Raw genomic sequence first — 19456 nt, 5'->3', positions numbered from 1 at the left:
CAATCAGAGGTTATGCACATATAATGTGCAGCCGGTCACAATGGCCGCACCTGGGTCGACTCTCTAACAAGCCATTTAATGGCATTAATCAATTGAAATAAGATGAAAAAGAGCATTCGCGCGATCGCTTCACTGGCAGTAGCACTGGTGGCATTTAGCCAGCAGGCGCTTGCTGTGGTTTATCCTCTGCCTCCGGCCAACAGCCGTTTGACGGGAGAAAACCTGGAAATTACCATCCCGCAGGACAGCAAACTTCCTCTGGAAGCTTTTGCTGCACAATATCAAATGGGCCTGAGCAATATGCTCGAAGCCAACCCCGGCGTTGACGTTTATCTGCCGCAGGCCGGTTCAAAACTGATTATTCCCCACCAGTTGATTCTGCCCGACGCGCCGCGTGAAGGGATTGTCATCAACAGCGCCGAAATGCGTCTCTATTATTACCCGAAAGGCACCAAAACCGTTGTCGTGCTGCCTATCGGCATTGGCGAACTGGGCAAGGATACCCCAGTAGACTGGACCACCACCGTGCAGCGCAAAAAAGCGGGCCCGACCTGGACGCCAACCAAAAAAATGCATGAAGAGTACGCCGCGCGCGGCGAGACGCTGCCTGAAGTGTTCCCGGCCGGTCCGGATAACCCGATGGGACTTTATGCGCTTTATATCGGTCGCCTCTATGCGATTCACGGCACCAACGCTAACTTCGGTATTGGCCTGCGCGTAAGCCACGGCTGCGTACGTCTGCGTGCTGACGATATTAAATGGCTGTTCGATAACGTGCCGGTTGGCACGCGCGTGCAGTTTATCGATCAGCCGGTTAAGGCGTCGGTAGAGCCGGATGGTTCGCGTTATGTTGAGATCCATAATCCGCTCTCCACTACTGAAGAGCAGTTTAAATCGCGTGCGCCGGTACCGATCACGTTAACGCCTGCGGTGAGCAAAATCTTGTCTGACGCCAGCGTAAACCAGACGATCGTCGATCAGGCGATGAGAGCGCGCTCCGGTATGCCGGTGAAGGTTAACGGATTAGCGGAAGAAGCGCCGGTTGAGCCAGTGGTTCCGCAAAATGCTGATACCCAGGCACCAAATCAGACGCTGCCGACCAATGCTGCCGAGCAAAACGGCAACCCTGCGCCTGTGGATCAATCTCAGCCTGTAGCGCCTGCTGACGAAAATAGTGGTTCCTGAGCATAAAGCAGTATCAAAAAGGGCGATGATTATCGCCCTTTTTTTTACCATTTATCCCAGAATTGATAGCCTGGCCCGGTGCCGATGAGCGCCTGATGCGCCAGATCTTCAACCCAGTCACGCTTATAGCTGGCGCGTCCCTGCCAGAAGAACTGTTCACGAAAGGTATAATCAATCGCATAGCGCAGGCTGTAATTATAGGTTTTGACGCTGGCGTCTTCTGTTTCGCGATTCCAGGTTGCGCCGGAATTATGCCGCCATTTACCCTGGCTAATTTTATTGTTGAAAGAGAAATGGGTATCCTGCGTTTCGGTCGATGCGTGTTTCAGGTTAATGCCTGCATCCACGTTGCCGCTCCAGTTAAGCCGCTCGCTTTTGACTTTCGCTTTCATAAAATCGTCGATACGGGAAACCGCGACCTTCTCTTCCTGCTGATTACTGCTGACCACCGTCAGCCAGCCCGCTTCAGCCGCCTCCAGTTTGACGCTATAACTCTCTCCAGTCTGACTATTGCGTAAAGTAACCAGGTTTTTACTGTTAAGCGTGCTGACTGCGCGCCAGTTTAGTGACAGCGTACCGCCCCAGTCGGTATCCATAATTAATTTTCCGTCTTCCAGCGAGCGTACGTTACCGCTAAGGCGATCGCCATTTTTTAGCCAAACGGTGTCGGCCATCGCTGCGCTGCACCACAGCGCAACCAGCCAGAGGGCAGGAAAAAGGAGGCGGGAAATGTTGAAATAGAGCATGGCCTGGTTTCTTAGATCCCTGACGGGCAAAGGAGTAAGCCTGGCAGCGAACCGGCAGCAGTAAAAGAGAAGATAATTCTGAAACCACTATTTACCGGCGCGGTGAACGTCACTTTCTCGTCGCTGGCGGGATGATAAATAACGCCATCTCGTTTGAATAATAATATGTCTTTTATTTTAAGGTTAATTATTAATTAGCACAAAATCAATTATCATTAAGCAGACATTAACCGTAAATAAAATTATCTATTTTTATCCTGTAGCCTACAAATAAACGGTTGACGGAAAATAAAACTTTATCAATAATCCTTTCATCACCTGAAAGGTGATAAATAAATATCTTCTTTCTTTTTTTTCACACCAGGGAATGTTATTCCTGCTCCGTCACGCAGCCCGCCACCGTTTATCTCGGCGGGCTGCGACTAATTGCCACTCTCTTTTTATCACCCTGATATGCTATTTCATCAGGCAGCACTGATTTATTCGCTAATCGTTATCTGAACAACAGATCATAACAATATGAAAGCGGCTTACTGTTATTAGGCCGCATTAATTTCTCCCTTGACGCTTTATCTCACTCTCTTTGCGGTTGTGGCTTGCCGTGCGCAGGGAATGTCTTTGCTGCCGGCCTTTCCATCACGTCATACTGTTGTCATATAAAAAGCGTATCACCACAGGAGCATTCCATAATTTTACGGTGTGATATGAGCGATTACAGCACCTTTGCCCGCTATACCTCACGCTTCCCCACGCTTTATCCGGCACGATCCGGTCGACAACAGCGTCTGCGAATGGCAATGGCTGGCCTGCTTTTGCTGGTAGCGATCGGCTGGATGATGGCACAGCTTGCGGCTGAGATGCGCGCCTCGGGCAACGTTTTTACTCCTGACCTGCTGCTGAGCGGCGCCCTGCTGTTGGCTCTGGGCTTTGTTTTTGTTAACGGCGTGCACGATACCGCCAATGCCGTTACGACAGTAATTTATACCGGTACGCTCTCCCCGGGGCGGGCAGTGCTGATTTCCGCCATTGCGAATATGTTGGGCGTGCTGCTGGCAAGCGGCGTGGTGGCCTGGGGCGTCATATCTCTGCTGCCAGCAGAGGGACTGCTGCAACTGGATGCCCGTCATGGCTACGCGCTGATTTATGCCCTGCTGCTGGCGGCGATTAGCTGGAATCTTGCCAGCTGGTATTTCGCTATCCCTTCCTCCTCTTCTCATGCGCTGCTGGGAGCGATGGTAGGCGTGGGCGGTGCCAGTAGCTTGCTGAACGGCAATGGCGCGTTGACCGGCATCGACTGGCATCAGGCTGGCTGGGCTGGCTGGGCGCTGCTGCTGTCGCCGGTGCTGGGTTTTGTCGCCGCCGGGCTGCTGCTGCTGGCAATGAAGGCGCTATTGCCGAATCGCCAGCTCACTCAGGCTGCCGATCTGCAACGCCCTCCTCCGCTCTGGCTGCGCGGCATGCTGCTGCTGACCAGCAGCGGCGTCTCTTTCGCGCACGGAGCCAACGACGGGCAGAAAGGTATGGGATTGATTATGGTCATCCTGCTGATCGCGCTGCCGGGCACGTTTGCCCTGAACCGCACTCTGCCGGAGCGCGAAATAGCCAGCTTAACCGTGCTGACCGCACAGGCGCAGGCGCAGCTGCCGCAGCGCAGCGATCTCACACTGCCGATGGCAGAAAGTGAACTGCAGCGCTATTTACAGCAGCAGCGCTGGCAGCAAGAGGTATTGCCAGCGCTGGGCAAAGTGACGGGCAGCCTGCATCAACAGCTGAGCGCCCTGACCCGCTTCGATCGGCTCTCAACAAGTGAGGCAACCCGCCTGCGCCTGCAAATGTCGCTGACCAGCAAAACCCTGCATCAGCTGGTAAACAGCCCTGTGCCGCTGACGCATAATGAGCGCGCACTGCTGACGGCGATGGCCGGACAGTTAAATCACGCCAGCAGCCTAATCCCCTGGTGGGTAAAAATCATGGTGGCGCTGGCGCTGGGATTGGGTACCTTGACCGGCTGGCAGCGCATCGCTATTACCATTGGCGAACGCACCGGTAAAGCGCCGCTTAGCGCAGCGCAGGGCGCCAGCAGCGAACTGGTCACCATGACAACATTAGGCGTGGCGGAGCAGTTTGGCCTGCCGGTTTCCACTACTCAGGTGCTGACCTGCGGCGTCGCAGGCAGCATGGTGGCGAATCGCAGCGCCCTGCAGTGGCAAACGCTGAAACGCATGGGCCTGGTATGGCTGCTGACATTACCGGCTTGCGCGCTAATGGCCGCGCTGTTTTATACGCTGCTGGTAATGCTATAACGCCTCGTTAAGTGATAAAGCCTCGGCCAGCTGGCACTGACGATCGATCGCCGCCGCGATCTCCGGGGAGTTTTTCAGGGTGCGGACGGTAGTAAACAGCATATCCGCCTGCGGATATGCTTTGCGCAGATAGCCCAGCCACTGTTTGATACGTGCCACATGGTACATCCCGGTATCGCCCTGCTTTTCCAGCCGGGTGTAGCGATGCAGCAGCGCCATCACCTGCGGCCAGGGCATCGGCGGCGCATTCTCTTTAATAACCCGGCTCAGGTTAGGCACGTTAAGCGCGCCACGACCAATCATTACCGCATCGCAGCCGGTTGTCGCCATACATGCCTGTGCACTTTGCCAGTCCCAGATTTCACCGTTGGCAATCACCGGGATCGATAAACGCTGACGGATTTCACCAATCGCCTGCCAGTTAATCGCCTCGGCACGGTAGCCATCCTCTTTGGTGCGCCCGTGCACCACCAGTTCGCTGGCGCCTGCCTGCTGTACCGCATCGGCAATTTCAAAACGTCGCTCGCCAGAGTCCCAGCCAAGACGCACCTTTACCGTTACCGGCAGCGTAGCGGGCACCGCTTCGCGCATTGCTTTAGCCGCGCGATAGATCAGCTCCGGATCTTTCAACAGCGTAGCCCCGCCACCGCTGCCGTTCACCAGCTTCGAGGGGCAGCCACAGTTGAGATCGACGCCCCACGAACCCAGCTCTACCGCCCGCGCCGCGTTCTCCGCCAGCCACTGCGGATGCTGTCCCAACAGCTGAACTCTGACTAAGGTGCCGGAAGAGGTACGGCTCTGGTGCTGTAGCTCCGGGCAGAGACGCAGAAAAGATTTTACCGGCAGCAGCTGATCCACCACGCGTAAAAATTCGGTGATGCAAAGATCGTAATCATTCACTGAGGTCAGTAATTCGCGTACCAGAGAATCAAGTACGCCTTCCATCGGCGCCAGTAACACCCGCATGAGAAATACCTTTGACAAAATTGACGCGCAAGTTTACGCCTTTTGCCTGAAAGTGAGAATCACCCGGGCAGGCGTTTATTACAGAAGCGGATAAAAAAACAGCGGGAAGCTAACGCGGTATGTAGCAAAAAAAACGGCTACCGCAAGGGTAGCCGTGTTTAGCCAGGCGAAATTAACGATTGCCGGAAGGCTTATCGCTACGCGCCTGTGCCGGGCGCTGGCCGGAAGTACGGCGCGGCTGATTGCCATCGCCGGAAAGACGGCGTGGATGGCTGCCATCGCCAGAAGCGCGACGCGGCTGATTGCCATCACGTTCGCCGGAAGCGCGGCGCGGATTGCTGCCATCGCCAGAGGCGCGACGCGGCTGATTGCCATCACGTTCGCCGGAAGCGCGACGCGGATTGCTGCTATCGCCAGAGGCGCGACGCGGCTGATTGCCATCACGTTCGCCGGAAGCGCGACGCGGCTGACGATCCGCTGAAGCGGATTGACGCTGGCCTGAAGGCTGACGATCGCCGCCCTGAGCGCGACCGCCCTGGCTACGTCCACCGCCGCCACCACGCTGCTGGCGGCCATTGAGGATCGGCTCCGCTTTAATGCTCGGATCCGGCTCAAAACCTGGCTGCGCCATACGTGGAATTTCACGCTTCAGTACACGCTCAATATCACGCAGCAGCTTGTGCTCATCCACACAGACCAGCGATATCGCTTCGCCGGTTGCGGCGGCGCGACCGGTACGACCGATGCGGTGCACATAATCTTCCGGCACGTTGGGCAGTTCATAGTTAACGACGTGCGGCAGCTCTTCAATATCCAGGCCGCGCGCGGCGATATCGGTCGCCACCAGCACACGAATCTGACCGCCTTTAAAGTCGCTCAGCGCACGAGTACGCGCGCCCTGGCTTTTATTACCATGGATCGCAGCGGCAGTAATGCCATCTTTATTCAACTGCTCGGCTAAATGGTTCGCGCCATGTTTGGTGCGGGTAAATACCAGCACCTGCTGCCAGTTGCCCTGGCCAATCATCAGCGACAGCAGTTCCCGCTTGCGTTTTTTATCAACAAAATGCACATGCTGAGTAATCTGTTCAGAAGCGGTATTGCGACGCGCAACTTCAACCTGGCTGGGGTTATCCAGCAGTTTTTCCGCCAGACCTTTAATTTCGTCGGAGAAGGTGGCGGAAAACAGCAGATTCTGACGTTTCGCCGGCAGGCGCGCCAGAACGCGGCGGATATCATGAATAAAGCCCATATCGAGCATGCGGTCCGCTTCATCCAGCACCAGGATTTCTACCTGTGACAGATCGACTGCATTTTGCTGCGCCAAATCGAGCAGACGGCCCGGCGTTGCCACCAGCACATCCACGCCGCCACGCAGTTTCAGCATCTGCGGGTTGATGCTGACGCCGCCAAATACCACCAGCGAGCGCAGACTCAGATATTTACTGTAGTCGCGTACGTTTTCGCCTACCTGCGCCGCCAGTTCACGCGTCGGGGTAAGAATTAATGCGCGTACCGGGCGACGGCTTTTCGCCGCCAGCGGTTTCGCGCTCAGACGCTGCAGAATAGGCAGCGTAAAGCCTGCCGTCTTGCCGGTGCCGGTTTGGGCACTGGCCATCAGGTCGCGACCTTCCAGTACCACCGGGATAGCCTGGCGCTGTACAGGGGTAGGCTCACGATAGCCTTGCTCGGCCACGGCACGCAAAATATCGGCGTTCAGGCCGAGAGAATCAAAGGACATAGGGGTTCAACTCCGGTTCCACCCTGACCGTCGTTAACGGTGCAGTTTCCAGGGGGGAGATCATGACGCTTGTTGAGCAAGCGGTTGAAAGGGCACAAACTACGGTGCGTAATGAGATCAGTGTAACAGTTTACACGTCGGGGCGATAGCGGCGTGGCGCTGTGGCGTCAAAAAGCGTGTGCGGCAGAAAAAACCAGGGCCGCACAAGGCGGCCCTGACAGCAGAAGAACAGCAGGCTTAGCTACGTTTCTTTTCGATACGCGGCGGCGGCTCTTTCACCAGCAGCGAAACCAGCGCCGGTCCTGCCAGCATCACCAGCCCCAGACAGGCCAGCAGCAGATTGTTATGCAGGATGCGTGAAACCAAAAACAGCAGCAGCATCGCCGCGCCGAAATAGTAGGTGGTGGTGATCTCTTCTAAAAAATCACCGGTGCGCCGCAGACGCGGTATACGCTGCGTCAGCAGCATAGCGATAAATACCGCAGCATAGGCGGCAACCAGTACGCTGCTCACTTCAACCAACGCCCGTTCCCGCCAGCCCCAAACCAGAGCCACAAGCATCACCAGATGCAAAGAAATGTGCAGACAGGGTTGGCCAGTGGCAATCTGTATACGGTTAAACCATTTCATTCTCTTCTCCTGATCGCGTTTAAATGCGATCCAAGTAGTCGGCAAAGCCAACGACGGATGTCCATAATGTAACGCAGTTTTCGGACAATGCCGCAAAACGCGGCGGAAGTCAGCGCCCTTTTGTGACAAAGACTACACTTTATCGGAAATCAAAATCAAAAGGAGAGCGCCCCCAGTATGTCACAAAAAGCGCAAGGATTTTCCTTTAAAGTCCTGACAATTAATACACATAAGGGTTTCACTACTTTCAACCGGCGCTTTATTTTACCTGAACTGCGCGAAGCAGTACGCGCGACGTCCGCTGATATCGTTTTTTTACAGGAGGTAATGGGTACGCACGCTGTGCATCCACTGCAGGTGGAAAACTGGCCGGACACCCCGCACTATGAGTTTCTCGCTGATACCATGTGGAACGATTTCGCTTACGGACGTAACGCTGTCTATCCTGAAGGGCATCACGGCAACGCAGTGCTTTCCCGCTTCCCAATCGTTGAGTATGAGAACCGCGATATTTCAGTAGCGGGCACCGAGAGGCGCGGCGTACTGCACTGTCAGTTACAGCTTCCTGACCGCGATCAGACGCTGCATGTTATGTGCGTTCACCTTGGTCTGCGCGATGCGCATCGCCATGCGCAAATGAAGATGATGTGCGAGATGATCGCCGCCCTGCCCTCCGATGCGCCGCTGGTGGTGGCAGGTGATTTTAATGACTGGCAAATGCGCGCCAATAAAATGTTAAAACGTTGCGCCAATCTTGATGAGGTATTCAGCCGTAAGCACGGACGCCCGGCGCGCACTTTCCCGGCGCGTTTTCCGCTGTTGCGCCTCGATCGTATTTATGTGCGTAACGCCGCAACCAGTCATCCCTGGGCATTACCTGTGCGGCCCTGGTCTCATCTTTCCGATCATGCGCCGCTGGCTGTGGAGATTCACTTATGACAATGAACTGGCGCGATGGTAACCGTATCCAGTTACTGGAAAACGGTGAACAGTTTTTCCCACGCGTATTTGGGGCGATTCAGCGCGCACAGCAAAGTGTGCTGTTGGAAACCTTTATTCTGTTTGAGGATAACGTTGGCAAGGCGCTGCATCGCGAACTGCTGGCTGCCGCGAAGCGCGGCGTAAAAATCGAGCTGATGGTTGATGGCTACGGTTCACCCGATCTGTCTGATGAGTTTATTTCCAGCCTTACCTCTGCTGGCGTGCGCTTTCTCTATTATGACCCTCGCCCGCTGGTGATGGGCATGCGCACCAATGTCTTCCGTCGGCTGCACCGTAAAATTGTGGTTGTCGACGGCGTTATCGCCTTTGTCGGCGGCATTAACTTTTCCGCCGAGCACAACACCGATTTCGGCCCGGAAGCCAAGCAGGATTACGCTGTTGAGGTTAAAGGGCCGATTGTCGACGATATCGGTGCTTTTGTAGCGGAGGCTTTTGGCAGCGAAGCGAATACGCGCCGCTGGTGGGGGCAACGTTCTCATCGCCCGGCGCGCAACCAGAAGCCCGGCGATGCACAGGCGCTGTTTGTTTTTCGCGATAATGATAAACATCGCGACGATATTGAACAGCATTATATGGAGATGCTCAGCAACGCTAAACAGGATGTGATTATCGCCAACGCCTACTTTTTCCCCGGCTATCGCCTGCTGCGCGAGATGAAAAATGCCGCCCAGCGCGGCGTGCGCGTGCGTCTGATCGTACAGGGCGAACCCGATATGCCGATTGTTAAAGTAGGCGCGGAGCTGCTGTATAACTACCTGGTAGGAGGCGGCGTGGAGGTGTATGAATATATTCGCCGTCCGCTACACGGAAAGGTAGCGGTACAGGATCAACAGTGGGCCACGGTCGGCTCCAGTAATCTCGATCCGCTTAGCCTGTCGCTGAATCTGGAAGCAAATTTGATTATTCATGATCGACAGTTTAACCAGACGCTGCGCGATAATCTGGAGCAGCTGTTACAGAAAGACTGTGTGCGCGTACGGGAAGATAAACTACCGAAGCGCACCTGGCTGCAGCTGACTAAAAGCGTGATTGTTTTCCACTTCCTGCGCCATTTCCCTGCTATTGCCGGCTGGTTGCCTGCCCATACGCCTAAAGTAAAGCAGGTACCGCCGCCGGTTCAGCCGGAACTGGAAACCCAGGATCGCGTTGATAGCGAAAAACAAGGGGTAAAATCCTGATGTCAAAAGCCCATCCCAAATGGAAGCTGGCCAAAAAAATCCTCACCTGGCTGTTCTTTATTGCGGTTATTGTACTGCTGGGAGTCTATGCCGGCAAAGTAGACTGGGAAGATGTCTGGAAAGTGATCGTCAACTATAACCGCATAGCGGTTCTCAGCGCGGTGGGTCTGGTGATCCTGAGTTATCTCGCTTACGGCGGCTATGATCTGATTGGCCGCGCCTACTGCGGTCATAAGCTGGCCAAACGTCAGGTGATGCTGGTGTCGTTTATCTGTTACGCCTTTAACCTGACGCTAAGTACCTGGGTGGGCGGCGTTGCGATGCGCTATCGGCTTTACTCCCGGCTGGGGCTGAGCGGCAGCACTATCACCCGTATTTTTTCTCTCAGTATCGCCACCAACTGGCTCGGCTATATCCTGCTGGCGGGAATTATTTTTACCGCCGGTATGGTGCCGGTACCGCCCGGCTGGTTTATTGGCGAAGGGACGCTGCGGTTGATCGGCGGCATTCTGGCGCTGCTGGTTCTTGCCTACCTGGGCGCCTGCGCCTTTTCTAAACGACGTCGCTGGACAGTCAAAGGGCAAAAACTGGCGTTGCCTTCGCTGCGTATGGCGCTGTTTCAGTTTGCTATCTCCAGCGCTAACTGGATGGTCATGGGGGCAATCATCTGGCTGCTGCTGGGACAGGAAGTGAATTATCCGGTAGTGCTGGGCGTGTTACTGATCAGCAGTATCGCCGGGGTGATAGTCCATATCCCGGCCGGTATCGGCGTGCTGGAAGCGGTATTTCTGGCGTTGCTGCGTGATGAGCATACTGGTCATGGGCAGATTATCGCCGCCCTGCTCGCCTATCGCGTGCTCTACTTTATCCTGCCGCTGCTACTGGCACTGGTGCTTTACCTGTGGCTGGAAAGCCGGGCGAAACATCTGCGGGTAAAAAACGAGCGAAAAATGCAGCAGCAAGATAACGAGCAACCGGCGGAACAGGATAAGCACCAGGAACGACACGAAACGGACGACAGGCTAAACTCGCACAGCAAACTCACACAGTAACCATATCACCCGGCATCACGCTGATGATGCCGGGTTTGAGCTACATGCGCAGACAGCACGCCTTTCCGCTAAAAACGGCAGCTATAGATCCCTGAATGTTCCCAGCCGATAACCCCGTTCGGCAATCGCATATTTCAACGATGCTGACGTAAGCACATCAAGTTCATCCAGCCGTGGCCAACAATAACTGCTGGTAAGAAGCGGGCGATCGATAAAGGCGGGATGACACATAACCTCAAGAGATTGCACCCCGCGTGCCTGCGCCCTATCCAGCGTCTCCAGCAGTAACGCTTCCGTAATCGCCTCCCCGTAAAAGTCAGTGGCGAAATCCTGCGTGCTTTTTGCGCCCTGAAGCTTAATGCCATGCGCGGTTATCTCGCGACGATCGATGCGTATCGCTACCCCCTTCTCTTTCGCGAACGCTTCGACGATAGGAAAGATTTGCGGGATCATATGGACATGGTGATGGCTGTCGATGTGGGTCGGCGCATGACCAAACAAGGCGATAAAGCGTGCAAACTGCCTGGCCAGTTCTTGCTGGATCTCTTCCAGCGGCAAGGTATCCGTCTGTGCTCTTTGCCAGATCCCTTTATCAAGTTCGCCCTGCGCATTGACTAATTTCGGCATCGCTGAAAGCGGCTTCCCCAGCGTTAAGACAAAGTGCATGCCCACGGCCAGTTCAGGATGGAGCTTGCTTAAGGCTGCGGCATGCTCTGCGCCTGCCGCATTCATCATGGCGGTCGTGGAGGTCACAATGCCGTCGCGGTATGCCTCAATGATGCCGTAATTTTGCGCTCTGCTAAGGCCAAAATCATCGGCGTTTACGATCAACAATTTATCCATAATTCTCCCTTTGAGAACGCCTCGCCGAAGCAGGCGCCGATACCGGGTTATTTCAGCTGAGCTATCGCCTGGGCAAATTCAGGCAGATAGGCCTGATGCGCCAGCAGCATATCGCGCGCCAGGCTTTCCGCATCCTTATCGGAGTGAATCAACGGATTCAGGTTCAGCGCCAGCAGCACATCATTAAATTCACCGCTCAGCGCCGCCCTGCTGGCCGCCACCTCAAAGCTCTTGATGGTATAAATCAGCCCGAGGACGTTCTCATCAAAATGTTTGATGCGTGAGGTGGGCGTGGCACCGTCGCGCCCGATGGTACAGGTCATTTCAATCGCCCAGTCGGCTGGAATGTTATCGATATGGCCCTTATGCGGGAAGTTGACGTAATGTTCGGTTTGCTTGTTGTTATAGATGGCGCTTATCACTTCGCATGCCGCATCGGAGTAATAAGCCCCGCCGCGCAGCTCAAGCTCTTTGGGTTTCGTGTCTAACTCAGGATTTTTATACAGCTCGAAAAGCTGCTTCTCAACCTGTTGCACCACCGTTGCGCGCGCGCCGCCCTTGTAGAACTCGGCCGTCTCAATAGCCAGCATCTCTTTTTGCCTGAAGTAGTAAAGCAGATAAGAACAGGGGATCAGCTTCAGCGAGCGGATTAACCCGGCGCTGAACGGCAAATCAAAAATGTTTTTTACGCCGCTGGCCTTCAGCGTTCCGCAAGCCACGCCTTCCAGCAGTTCAGCAAAACGCGAGGTGCCGTTAACCAGAACATCTTTGATAAACACCATATGGTTTAGGCCAAAGAGATCGATCGACAGGTTATCCTGCGGCGCTACCTGCAGCACGTTGCGGATAAACATTTTCATCCCAACCGGGATATTGCATACGCCAAGAAATCGTTTAAAGCCGGTATGGCGAAACACCGCTTCGGTTACCATGCCTGCCGGATTGGTAAAGTTGATGATCCACGCCTGCGGACAAATCTCCTCTACATCTTTGATGATGTCGAAAATCACCGGAATGGTGCGCAGCCCTTTGAATAACCCGCCAGCCCCGTTGGTTTCTTGTCCCAGATAGCCATAGCTGAGCGGAATACGCTCATCCAGTTCGCGCGCTTTTAATTGCCCTACGCGTAGCTGCGTGGTAACAAAATCAGCATTAACCAACGCGGCGCGACGGTCGAGGGTTTTATAGAGCGTAATCGGCACGCCGGCACGTTTAATCATGCGCAGGCAGAGATCGAATATAATATCCTGCTTCTCTTTACCCGCCTCAACATCCACCAGCCATAACTCGCTAACGGGTAATTCATCGTAGCGCTTAATAAAACCTTCCAGTAATTCCGGGGTATAACTGCTGCCTCCGCCAATGGTGACGACTTTCACTTTTTTGCTCATAGGAACTCCTGTACAGTGGCGCGGCACTGCAAATTAAATCAGCAAATAAATATTTGAATCCAGCCTGAGACGGTTAGCGCCAGGCTAATTCATACGGCACAGCTGTTTTCGGTAATGCTTCGGCGTAAAAGAGGTTAGCCGTTTGAAATTTTTAATAAACAGGCTTGGGCTGCTATATCCAGACTCAAAAGCGATATCCGTTACCGAGTAGTTGGTTATTTCAAGTTGTTTTTTCGCAAAGTCGATACGTATCTCATTAATGATTTGCATTGGCGTCTTGCCATAATAACGCTGTGTGGCGCGATTTAAATACTCCTGCGACTTTCCGGAGATCGCTACCATATTTGCCAGCGCATTATCGCCGAACCAGGCTTTATCATGCATTTTCTCAACCGTGGTCTCCAGCCAGGGTGGAATATGCGTTATCGCTTCCGTTTCGCGGTAATGCCGCAGCCGGTTGACAATATAAAAGGTTACCATCTCCAGAAACTCATTAAACTCGCCGTTTCTGAAGTTGAGCGAAGAAACCATGGTTTCGATATAGTTAAGAAACTCGCTTTTGATCTGATAAACCTGCGAAGCGACAAAATGAGGCGGCAGCAGGCGCAAATAGTGGCGATCGAAAAAGGCCTTGCTGATGCCGACATTTAATATTCTGGCAGCACCAAACTCATAAAAGCTCTGATGGTTTGAACCCAACGGAATAAAAACAAAGTCGCCCCGCTCTAACAGCACCCTTTTGCCGTTTATCTCCTGATAATAACGTCCGGTAAGCACCACGGTGAATTCATAATAGTCATGCTCATGCAGCCCGGAGATGCTTTCGGTTTTGTTGTAGATAAACACATGAAAATTTTGGCCGTCAAACAGTTGGCTTTCATGCGCCGTTTTAATCTCCATACTCAATACCCGTGGCTGCATCATTGTGACTCCACACGTTATTTTATTTTTTCATGCAGCTCAATGAGTTCCGTCACAAGCTCACGCGCCAGCATTGAGGTCATCAGATGATCCTGCGCATGCACCAGGATCAGGCTAAGGTGGGTTTTACCGGTGCCCTGATCCTCTTCAATCAGCCGGGTTTGTATGCGGTGCGCCTCATTTAGCGCCAGACGGGACGATGTCATCAGCGCCTGCGCCTGTGCAAAGTTTCCCGCTTTTGCCTGTTTCAGGGCGGCGTAGGCCTGACTGCGGGCCTGCCCGGCGTTGATGATTAACCCCATCACCACCTCTTCCAGCTCCTCGGTTTGCTGTGCGGCTTCAGCCTGATTATCCAGATTAAACATGTTTACCTCGCAACATTAAGGGAGTTAACGCGGGCTGAAAGGGTTTCAGCCCCGGTAATCAAAATTTCAACGCCTTAGCGATATCTTCTTCGCTCTCTTGCTGGGCAATAGCGCTGTTGGCTTTGTTGGAAATCACCACGAAAGGCAGATAGATCAGCGTGGCGATGCACAGGTTGAACAGCGCCAGCAGCAGAGCCGCAATACTTCCGTTGGTATTAAAGAAGGCGCCAAGGCCGGTTGGCATGGTCCAGGGCGCGATATTGGTAATGGGCGGAATGATCCCTAAGTAATATGCAGCCAGCGTTATCGCCGCCAGCACGGGCTGGACCAACATAAAGGGGATAAACATCACCGGGTTCATGATAATCGGCAGGCCGAAAAGCACGGGCTCGTTGATCTGGAAGATGCCGGAAGGAAGCGCCAGTTTTGCCACCTGACGATGATCGTCACGTCGCGAGCCGATAAGAATAGCGATAATCAAGCCCAGCGTGGCGCCGGTGCCGCCAAGAAAAATATAGGAATCGAGCATGGGTTTGGCCCAGACATGAAAGGTTTTACCAGCAGCCAGCGCCGCCTCGACCGAACCATATTGGGTGTAGATGGCGACATTCTCCAGCGCCCACGGGGTCATAATACCGCTGTCCAGCGCCGCCAGCGCCAGCGAGCCATGCACGCCAAAGAACCACAGCAGCGAGGTGAAGATAACGTAGGTCCAGCCAACCACCGCGCCCATTGAGGCCAATGGCGTAGAGATGGAGTCGATAATAATTTGATGGAAATTGCTGCCGGATAGTGCCAGCACCCACGAAACAATGCCGAAAACAGAGAGGATAATAAAACCGGGAATCAACGCCGAGAATGAACGGGATACGGATTCAGGTACGCTTTCCGGTAGCGTAATCACCCAGTTGCGCCGGATAATAAAGGCAAACATTTCAGCCGTAATCAAACCAATGACAATGCCGGAAATAATATTAGCGCCGCCCAGCCAGTTTGCCCCAACGGCATAGGCGTCCCCTGCGTTATAGGGTGTGACGGTCATAAAGGCGGCTACGGCCAGCACGCCTGCCGCCAGCATATCAACTTTACGCTCTTCCGCCAGCGCGCCGCCGATAAAAAAAGGCGCCATTAACGACATAATGCCCAGCGTGCCGTTATAAACGTTGCCGCCGATGCTTTTTAATCCATTTAGCGTTTCAATGGTTGCCGGATCCAGGCGAATTCCCAGGGAATAAAAAAATGAGCCAGCGCCAAAGCTCAGAAATACGTTATTAATAAGAACAAACATCGCTCCGACCAGGGTCAGCGGCATCAGTTTAATAAATCCGTTTTTAATGGCGTTAACATGCGGCTGCTTCCCCAGTTTTATGGCGCAGGGAAGCAGCACCCTTTCAAGTGAATCAATGAGTTTACTCATTTTATTTTCCTTTTATGCCGCCAGTCTGGCGGCCAGGCGTGGAAAGAGTCTCTTTGACGAAAAAATAAACCTGCTTTAATTTCCGGCTGCTTTTTTTATTGCGGCGACGGCCGATTTTAATACGCCTAATCCATCTATTTTTCCATACAGCGCTGAATCAATAACCTCAACCGGTTTCTCTGGCACGATTTTTTGAATATCCTTCAGCATCCAGGCTATTTGCGGCCCCAACAGAATAAGATCCGCCTCGGGAGCTTTTTCAGCCGCCAGCGACTCCGGGAATGCTTCAATGATGACCGGGACCTCATATTTCAGCGCCTGCGCTTTCATTTTAGAAACAAGCAACGAAGTAGACATTCCAGCGGAACAAAACAAGTAAATCGTTTTCTTTCCCATAACAAAATCCTTATATCCCGAATAAATCACTGATTCGAAGAAGCGCCTCTTTGCCTGTTAATCTAACGGAACAAGCGTTAAACAATAAATAAGCATTTCATTGCCTGAGAGGAGTATACGACATCACTTAAGGAGGGAATATTTATCGGCCACGGAAAATTGTCTCTGCTTGACCTGGCCTTATGACTCTCTTCACATTTTAGCGAAATAATAGCCGGCATGAAGGTGCCTCTTGCAGCTCTGCTTTTTCACCAAAAAACAAAGCACCGAAAACGGGATCTTTCGGTGCTTTGTTTACCTGCAGAGAGGTGACTCTACAAGGGGCTCTGGCCTGGGTGCGGGTCTGGTGCTGCTCTGCCGACGGTTGTCGCAGATGCGCAACATGCCCTGGTGGCGATTGTGAAAGATGCGCAGCATACCTCTAGCGACGGTTGCCAAAGATGCGCAGCAGCATCAGGAACAGGTTGATAAAGTCCAGATAGAGCGTTAACGCGCCCATAATTGAATAGCGGCGCAGGTTCTCTTTATCACGCGTATCAATATTTTCTCCTATTGCCTTTAGCTTTTGCGTGTCATAGGCGGTCAGGCCGACAAACACCAACACGCCAATATAGGTAATCGCCCACATCAGCGCCGGGCTTTTCAGCCAGAAGTTAACCAGCGAAGCCAGCAGCAGGCCAATCAGCGCCATAAATAAAATGCTGCCCATTTTGCTGAGATCGCGTTTGGTGGTGTAGCCCCAAAAGCTCATGGCACCGAACATCCCGGCGGTGACAAAAAAGGTGCTGGCGATAGATGAATAGGTATACACCAGAAAAATACTGGCCAGGGTTAAACCGGTCATTGCTGAATAGAGCATAAACAGCGCGGTGGCCACCGCACCACTAAGCTTATGCACCATGCCTGAAAGCACAAACACCACCGCCAGTTGCGCAATGATCAGCCCAAAAAACGTAATGCGATTGGCGAATACCAGCTCCATTACCGCAGGTGTATTCGCCGCATACCAGGAAATAAAGGCAGTCAGCAGCAGACCACAAGTCATCCAGCCATAAACCTGCGCCATGTAAGTTTGCAGGCCGGTACCGGCGCGCTGCACGATAGTCTCTTGCGAGTGTGGAAATCGATTCATTGATCCCCCTAATTATGTGAAGTAACAGGTCTCTCAAGTGTGGCATAGATTTGACGAACTATGCATATCTCGCTAATAAACGCAACGGATAAAGTAAGTATATGTAATCATCACTCAACTTTATTAATTTATTGCCGATAAGCTGTACAGAAGGACACTCACTGACAGGAGGTTATTTTAATTTTTTACTTTTCCGGGGAATGACATGACCACTTTATCTGCCAGTCGGCGCAAAATGCGCACCCAGACCCTGATGCTGCTAACCGGCGTCATTACCATCTCCCTCGGGTTTATTCTCACTATCGGCTTACTCAGTAGCCAGTCACGCGATCAGCAGCGCCAGCTGGCGCAGGATTACCTGCAGCAAATCGCCAGGGCCAACGCGCAACAGGTGCAAAACAAGCTCGACGAGGCATTACACACTGCGCGTGCATTGGGTAATGACAGCTGGAGCTTAAAAGAGGCGGGCGTGCCGGAGCGCCGGGCGCTGGATCGTATGCTGACCGCTACGCTGGGTTCGCATCAGGATTACCTTTCAGTCGCACTGGCCTTTGAACCCAACGCGTTTGACGGCAGAGATGCGGAATTTGCAGGCCAGCCGGACCAGGATGCTACCGGTCGCTATGCACGCTATACCGATCGCAACAGTGAGGGTCAGCTCGCGCTCCATAACCTGGTGGACTATGAGAAGCCGGGTATTGGTGATTATTACCTGCTGCCGCGTCAGCGCATGAAAGATGTGATCCTTGAACCTTATCATTATCCCTATAACGGCGTAGAGGTGATGCTGACGTCGGTTGCCGCGCCGATCATCAAGGATGGTCAGTTCAAAGGTGTGGTCACCGCTGACTTCTCGCTGGAGACACTGCAAAAAGTGATTGGTGCCATCAAGCCGTGGCAGGGCAAAGGTTATGCGATGCTGCTGTCGCATCAGGGTAAAGTAATCGCCAGCCCCGATGCATCGCTGGCAGGCAAAGCCTGGCAGGGAGAAAAAGGTGGAAACCTCACGGTACATGAATATCAGGATACGTTTCTGAAGGAAGCCACGTTTATTAGCTGGCAACCAATCCATATCGGTAACAGCGAAACGCCATGGCAGCTGGCGATTGTCGCACCAGTCAGTGATGTCATGGCCGCCGCTAACCGTCAGCTTATCTGGGCACTGGTGTTGATGCTGGTCAGCATTGTGGTGGTCTGCGGCGTGCTGGGCCTGATCTTCAGTCGTAAAATCGCACGTCCCGTTGGCGGCGAACCGGCCGAAGCAGCAAGCCTTGCTCTGGCGGTTGCACAAGGCGATTTAAGCCGCACCATCAATGTGCAGGCGAAAGATCAGCAAAGTATTTTTTACGCCATGCAAACCATGCAACAGCAGCTGCGTAGCATGGTGAGCGAGATCATGACCGCCAGTGCCTCGGTACGCAGCGGCGCAAGCGAAATCGCCAGCGGCAACCTCGATCTCTCTGCACGCACTGAGCAGCAGGCTTCCGCGCTACAGGAGACGGCAGCCAGCATGGAGGAGCTAACCGCCACGGTGAAGCTGAATGCCGATAACGCGCACCAGGCCACGGAGCTGACCGACAACGCCACGGCAATAGCCGGACGCGGCGAGGCGCTGGTACAGCAGGTGGTAGAGATCATGGCGCAGATTGACGAAAGCTCGCGCAAAATTGGTGATATCACCAGCCTGATCAGCAGCATCGCTTTTCAGACCAATATTCTGGCGTTGAACGCAGCAGTAGAGGCGGCGCGCGCCGGTGAACAGGGACGCGGCTTTGCAGTAGTGGCTTCTGAAGTGCGTAATCTGGCGCAGCGTTCCGCCAATGCGGTAAAAGAGATCACCGCGCTGATCGACGAGTCCTCGTCACGGGTCAGCACCGGCGTCTCGCTGGTGAATGAGACCGGCAAAACCATGAAAACCATGACCGAGTCCGTGGCGGCGGTGCAATCGATTATCGACGAAATCGTTAATGCTTCCGATGAGCAGTCGCAGGGCATCAGTCAGGTCAGCGTGGCGGTCAATGAGATGGATGGCGTTACGCAGCAAAACGCCGCGCTGGTGCAGCAAATGTCGGCTGCCGCCGCCTCGCTGGAAGATCAGGCGCGCCAGCTGGCCGATACGGTTTCCACCTTCCAGCTGGAGCAGCAGCGCTAAGCCAGAGCATAATCCCTTATAACAAAACGGCCCGCC

17 protein-coding genes are annotated in these 19456 nt (G+C 53.6%); 6 read left to right on the top strand and 11 right to left on the bottom strand.

The annotated features are described in order from the left end of the window. Positions 1–102: 102 nt before the first annotated feature. Complete coding sequence (locus ACQE3Z_RS13400) at positions 103–1185, top strand: L,D-transpeptidase family protein (protein ID WP_426974166.1); 1083 nt, start codon at positions 103–105, stop codon at positions 1183–1185. 44 nt (positions 1186–1229) lie between these two features. Here the strand turns inward: ACQE3Z_RS13400 and ACQE3Z_RS13395 are convergent, their stop codons facing one another. Further along, the gene (locus ACQE3Z_RS13395; protein WP_426974165.1) at positions 1230–1931 is read right to left on the bottom strand and encodes a DUF481 domain-containing protein; all 702 of its coding nucleotides are present in this window, start codon (positions 1929–1931) and stop codon (positions 1230–1232) included. A gap of 704 nt (positions 1932–2635) precedes the next feature. Here ACQE3Z_RS13395 and ACQE3Z_RS13390 point away from each other — a divergent pair. After that, positions 2636–4234 (top strand): inorganic phosphate transporter, encoded by a 1599-nt coding sequence (locus ACQE3Z_RS13390; protein WP_426974164.1) that lies wholly within the window; start codon positions 2636–2638, stop codon positions 4232–4234. On the opposite strand, the gene dusC is transcribed toward ACQE3Z_RS13390, so the two are convergent. The 3 genes from dusC to ACQE3Z_RS13375 all read right to left on the bottom strand — a co-directional run bounded on the left by dusC (position 4229) and on the right by ACQE3Z_RS13375 (position 7571). Further along, positions 4229–5200 carry a tRNA dihydrouridine(16) synthase DusC gene (gene dusC / locus ACQE3Z_RS13385; RefSeq protein ID WP_426974163.1) on the bottom strand — a complete coding sequence of 324 codons (972 nt, stop codon included), beginning with the start codon at positions 5198–5200 and terminating at the stop codon, positions 4229–4231. The two genes, ACQE3Z_RS13390 and dusC, sit on opposite strands and share 6 nt — an antisense overlap. Positions 5201–5372: 172 nt before the next feature. After that, positions 5373–6941 (bottom strand): ATP-dependent RNA helicase RhlE, encoded by a 1569-nt coding sequence (rhlE, locus tag ACQE3Z_RS13380; protein ID WP_426974162.1) that lies wholly within the window; start codon positions 6939–6941, stop codon positions 5373–5375. 237 nt (positions 6942–7178) lie between these two features. Continuing rightward, positions 7179–7571, bottom strand: coding sequence for a YbhQ family protein (locus ACQE3Z_RS13375; protein ID WP_250652182.1), 393 nt, complete (start codon positions 7569–7571; stop codon positions 7179–7181). Positions 7572–7748: 177 nt separating this feature from the next. Between ACQE3Z_RS13375 and ACQE3Z_RS13370 the strand changes: the two genes are divergently transcribed. From ACQE3Z_RS13370 to ACQE3Z_RS13360, 3 genes are read left to right on the top strand one after another with little or no spacing between them, the layout of a single operon-like run. Then, positions 7749–8510, top strand: coding sequence for an endonuclease/exonuclease/phosphatase family protein (locus tag ACQE3Z_RS13370; protein WP_426974161.1), 762 nt, complete (start codon positions 7749–7751; stop codon positions 8508–8510). After that, on the top strand, positions 8507–9751 hold the full coding sequence (gene clsB, locus ACQE3Z_RS13365; RefSeq protein WP_426974160.1) for a cardiolipin synthase ClsB: 1245 nt from the start codon (positions 8507–8509) through the stop codon (positions 9749–9751). Before ACQE3Z_RS13370 ends, clsB begins: the two co-directional genes overlap by 4 nt. Beyond that, on the top strand, positions 9751–10803 hold the full coding sequence (locus ACQE3Z_RS13360; RefSeq protein WP_426974159.1) for a lysylphosphatidylglycerol synthase domain-containing protein: 1053 nt from the start codon (positions 9751–9753) through the stop codon (positions 10801–10803). Before clsB ends, ACQE3Z_RS13360 begins: the two co-directional genes overlap by 1 nt. Before the next feature lie 81 nt (positions 10804–10884). On the opposite strand, the gene chbG is transcribed toward ACQE3Z_RS13360, so the two are convergent. The 7 genes from chbG to ACQE3Z_RS13325 all read right to left on the bottom strand — a co-directional run bounded on the left by chbG (position 10885) and on the right by ACQE3Z_RS13325 (position 17268). Further along, on the bottom strand, positions 10885–11646 hold the full coding sequence (chbG, locus tag ACQE3Z_RS13355; protein WP_426974158.1) for a chitin disaccharide deacetylase: 762 nt from the start codon (positions 11644–11646) through the stop codon (positions 10885–10887). 47 nt (positions 11647–11693) lie between these two features. Then, on the bottom strand, positions 11694–13037 hold the full coding sequence (locus tag ACQE3Z_RS13350; protein ID WP_426974157.1) for a 6-phospho-beta-glucosidase: 1344 nt from the start codon (positions 13035–13037) through the stop codon (positions 11694–11696). A gap of 84 nt (positions 13038–13121) precedes the next feature. Continuing rightward, positions 13122–13961, bottom strand: a complete 840-nt coding sequence (gene chbR, locus ACQE3Z_RS13345; RefSeq protein WP_426974156.1) for a transcriptional regulator ChbR — start codon at positions 13959–13961, stop codon at positions 13122–13124. Positions 13962–13975: 14 nt separating this feature from the next. Continuing rightward, positions 13976–14323 carry a PTS N,N'-diacetylchitobiose transporter subunit IIA gene (gene chbA, locus ACQE3Z_RS13340; RefSeq protein WP_426974155.1) on the bottom strand — a complete coding sequence of 116 codons (348 nt, stop codon included), beginning with the start codon at positions 14321–14323 and terminating at the stop codon, positions 13976–13978. 58 nt (positions 14324–14381) lie between these two features. Then, positions 14382–15740 (bottom strand): PTS N,N'-diacetylchitobiose transporter subunit IIC, encoded by a 1359-nt coding sequence (chbC, locus tag ACQE3Z_RS13335; RefSeq protein ID WP_426974154.1) that lies wholly within the window; start codon positions 15738–15740, stop codon positions 14382–14384. A gap of 75 nt (positions 15741–15815) precedes the next feature. Then, complete coding sequence (locus ACQE3Z_RS13330) at positions 15816–16136, bottom strand: PTS sugar transporter subunit IIB (RefSeq protein ID WP_250652174.1); 321 nt, start codon at positions 16134–16136, stop codon at positions 15816–15818. A gap of 421 nt (positions 16137–16557) precedes the next feature. Then, positions 16558–17268: a Bax inhibitor-1/YccA family protein gene (locus ACQE3Z_RS13325; protein WP_250652173.1), complete on the bottom strand. Its 711-nt coding sequence runs from the start codon at positions 17266–17268 to the stop codon at positions 16558–16560. Positions 17269–17473: 205 nt separating this feature from the next. Here ACQE3Z_RS13325 and ACQE3Z_RS13320 point away from each other — a divergent pair, with 205 nt between their 5' ends. After that, positions 17474–19420 (top strand): methyl-accepting chemotaxis protein, encoded by a 1947-nt coding sequence (locus tag ACQE3Z_RS13320; RefSeq protein ID WP_426974153.1) that lies wholly within the window; start codon positions 17474–17476, stop codon positions 19418–19420. Positions 19421–19456 lie beyond the last annotated feature (36 nt).

It is taken from the genome of Pantoea sp. FN0307 (assembly GCF_050113815.1).
Taxonomy (GTDB): Bacteria; Pseudomonadota; Gammaproteobacteria; order Enterobacterales; family Enterobacteriaceae; genus Mixta; species Mixta alhagi.
This window is presented reverse-complemented; position numbering and strand designations above follow the sequence as displayed.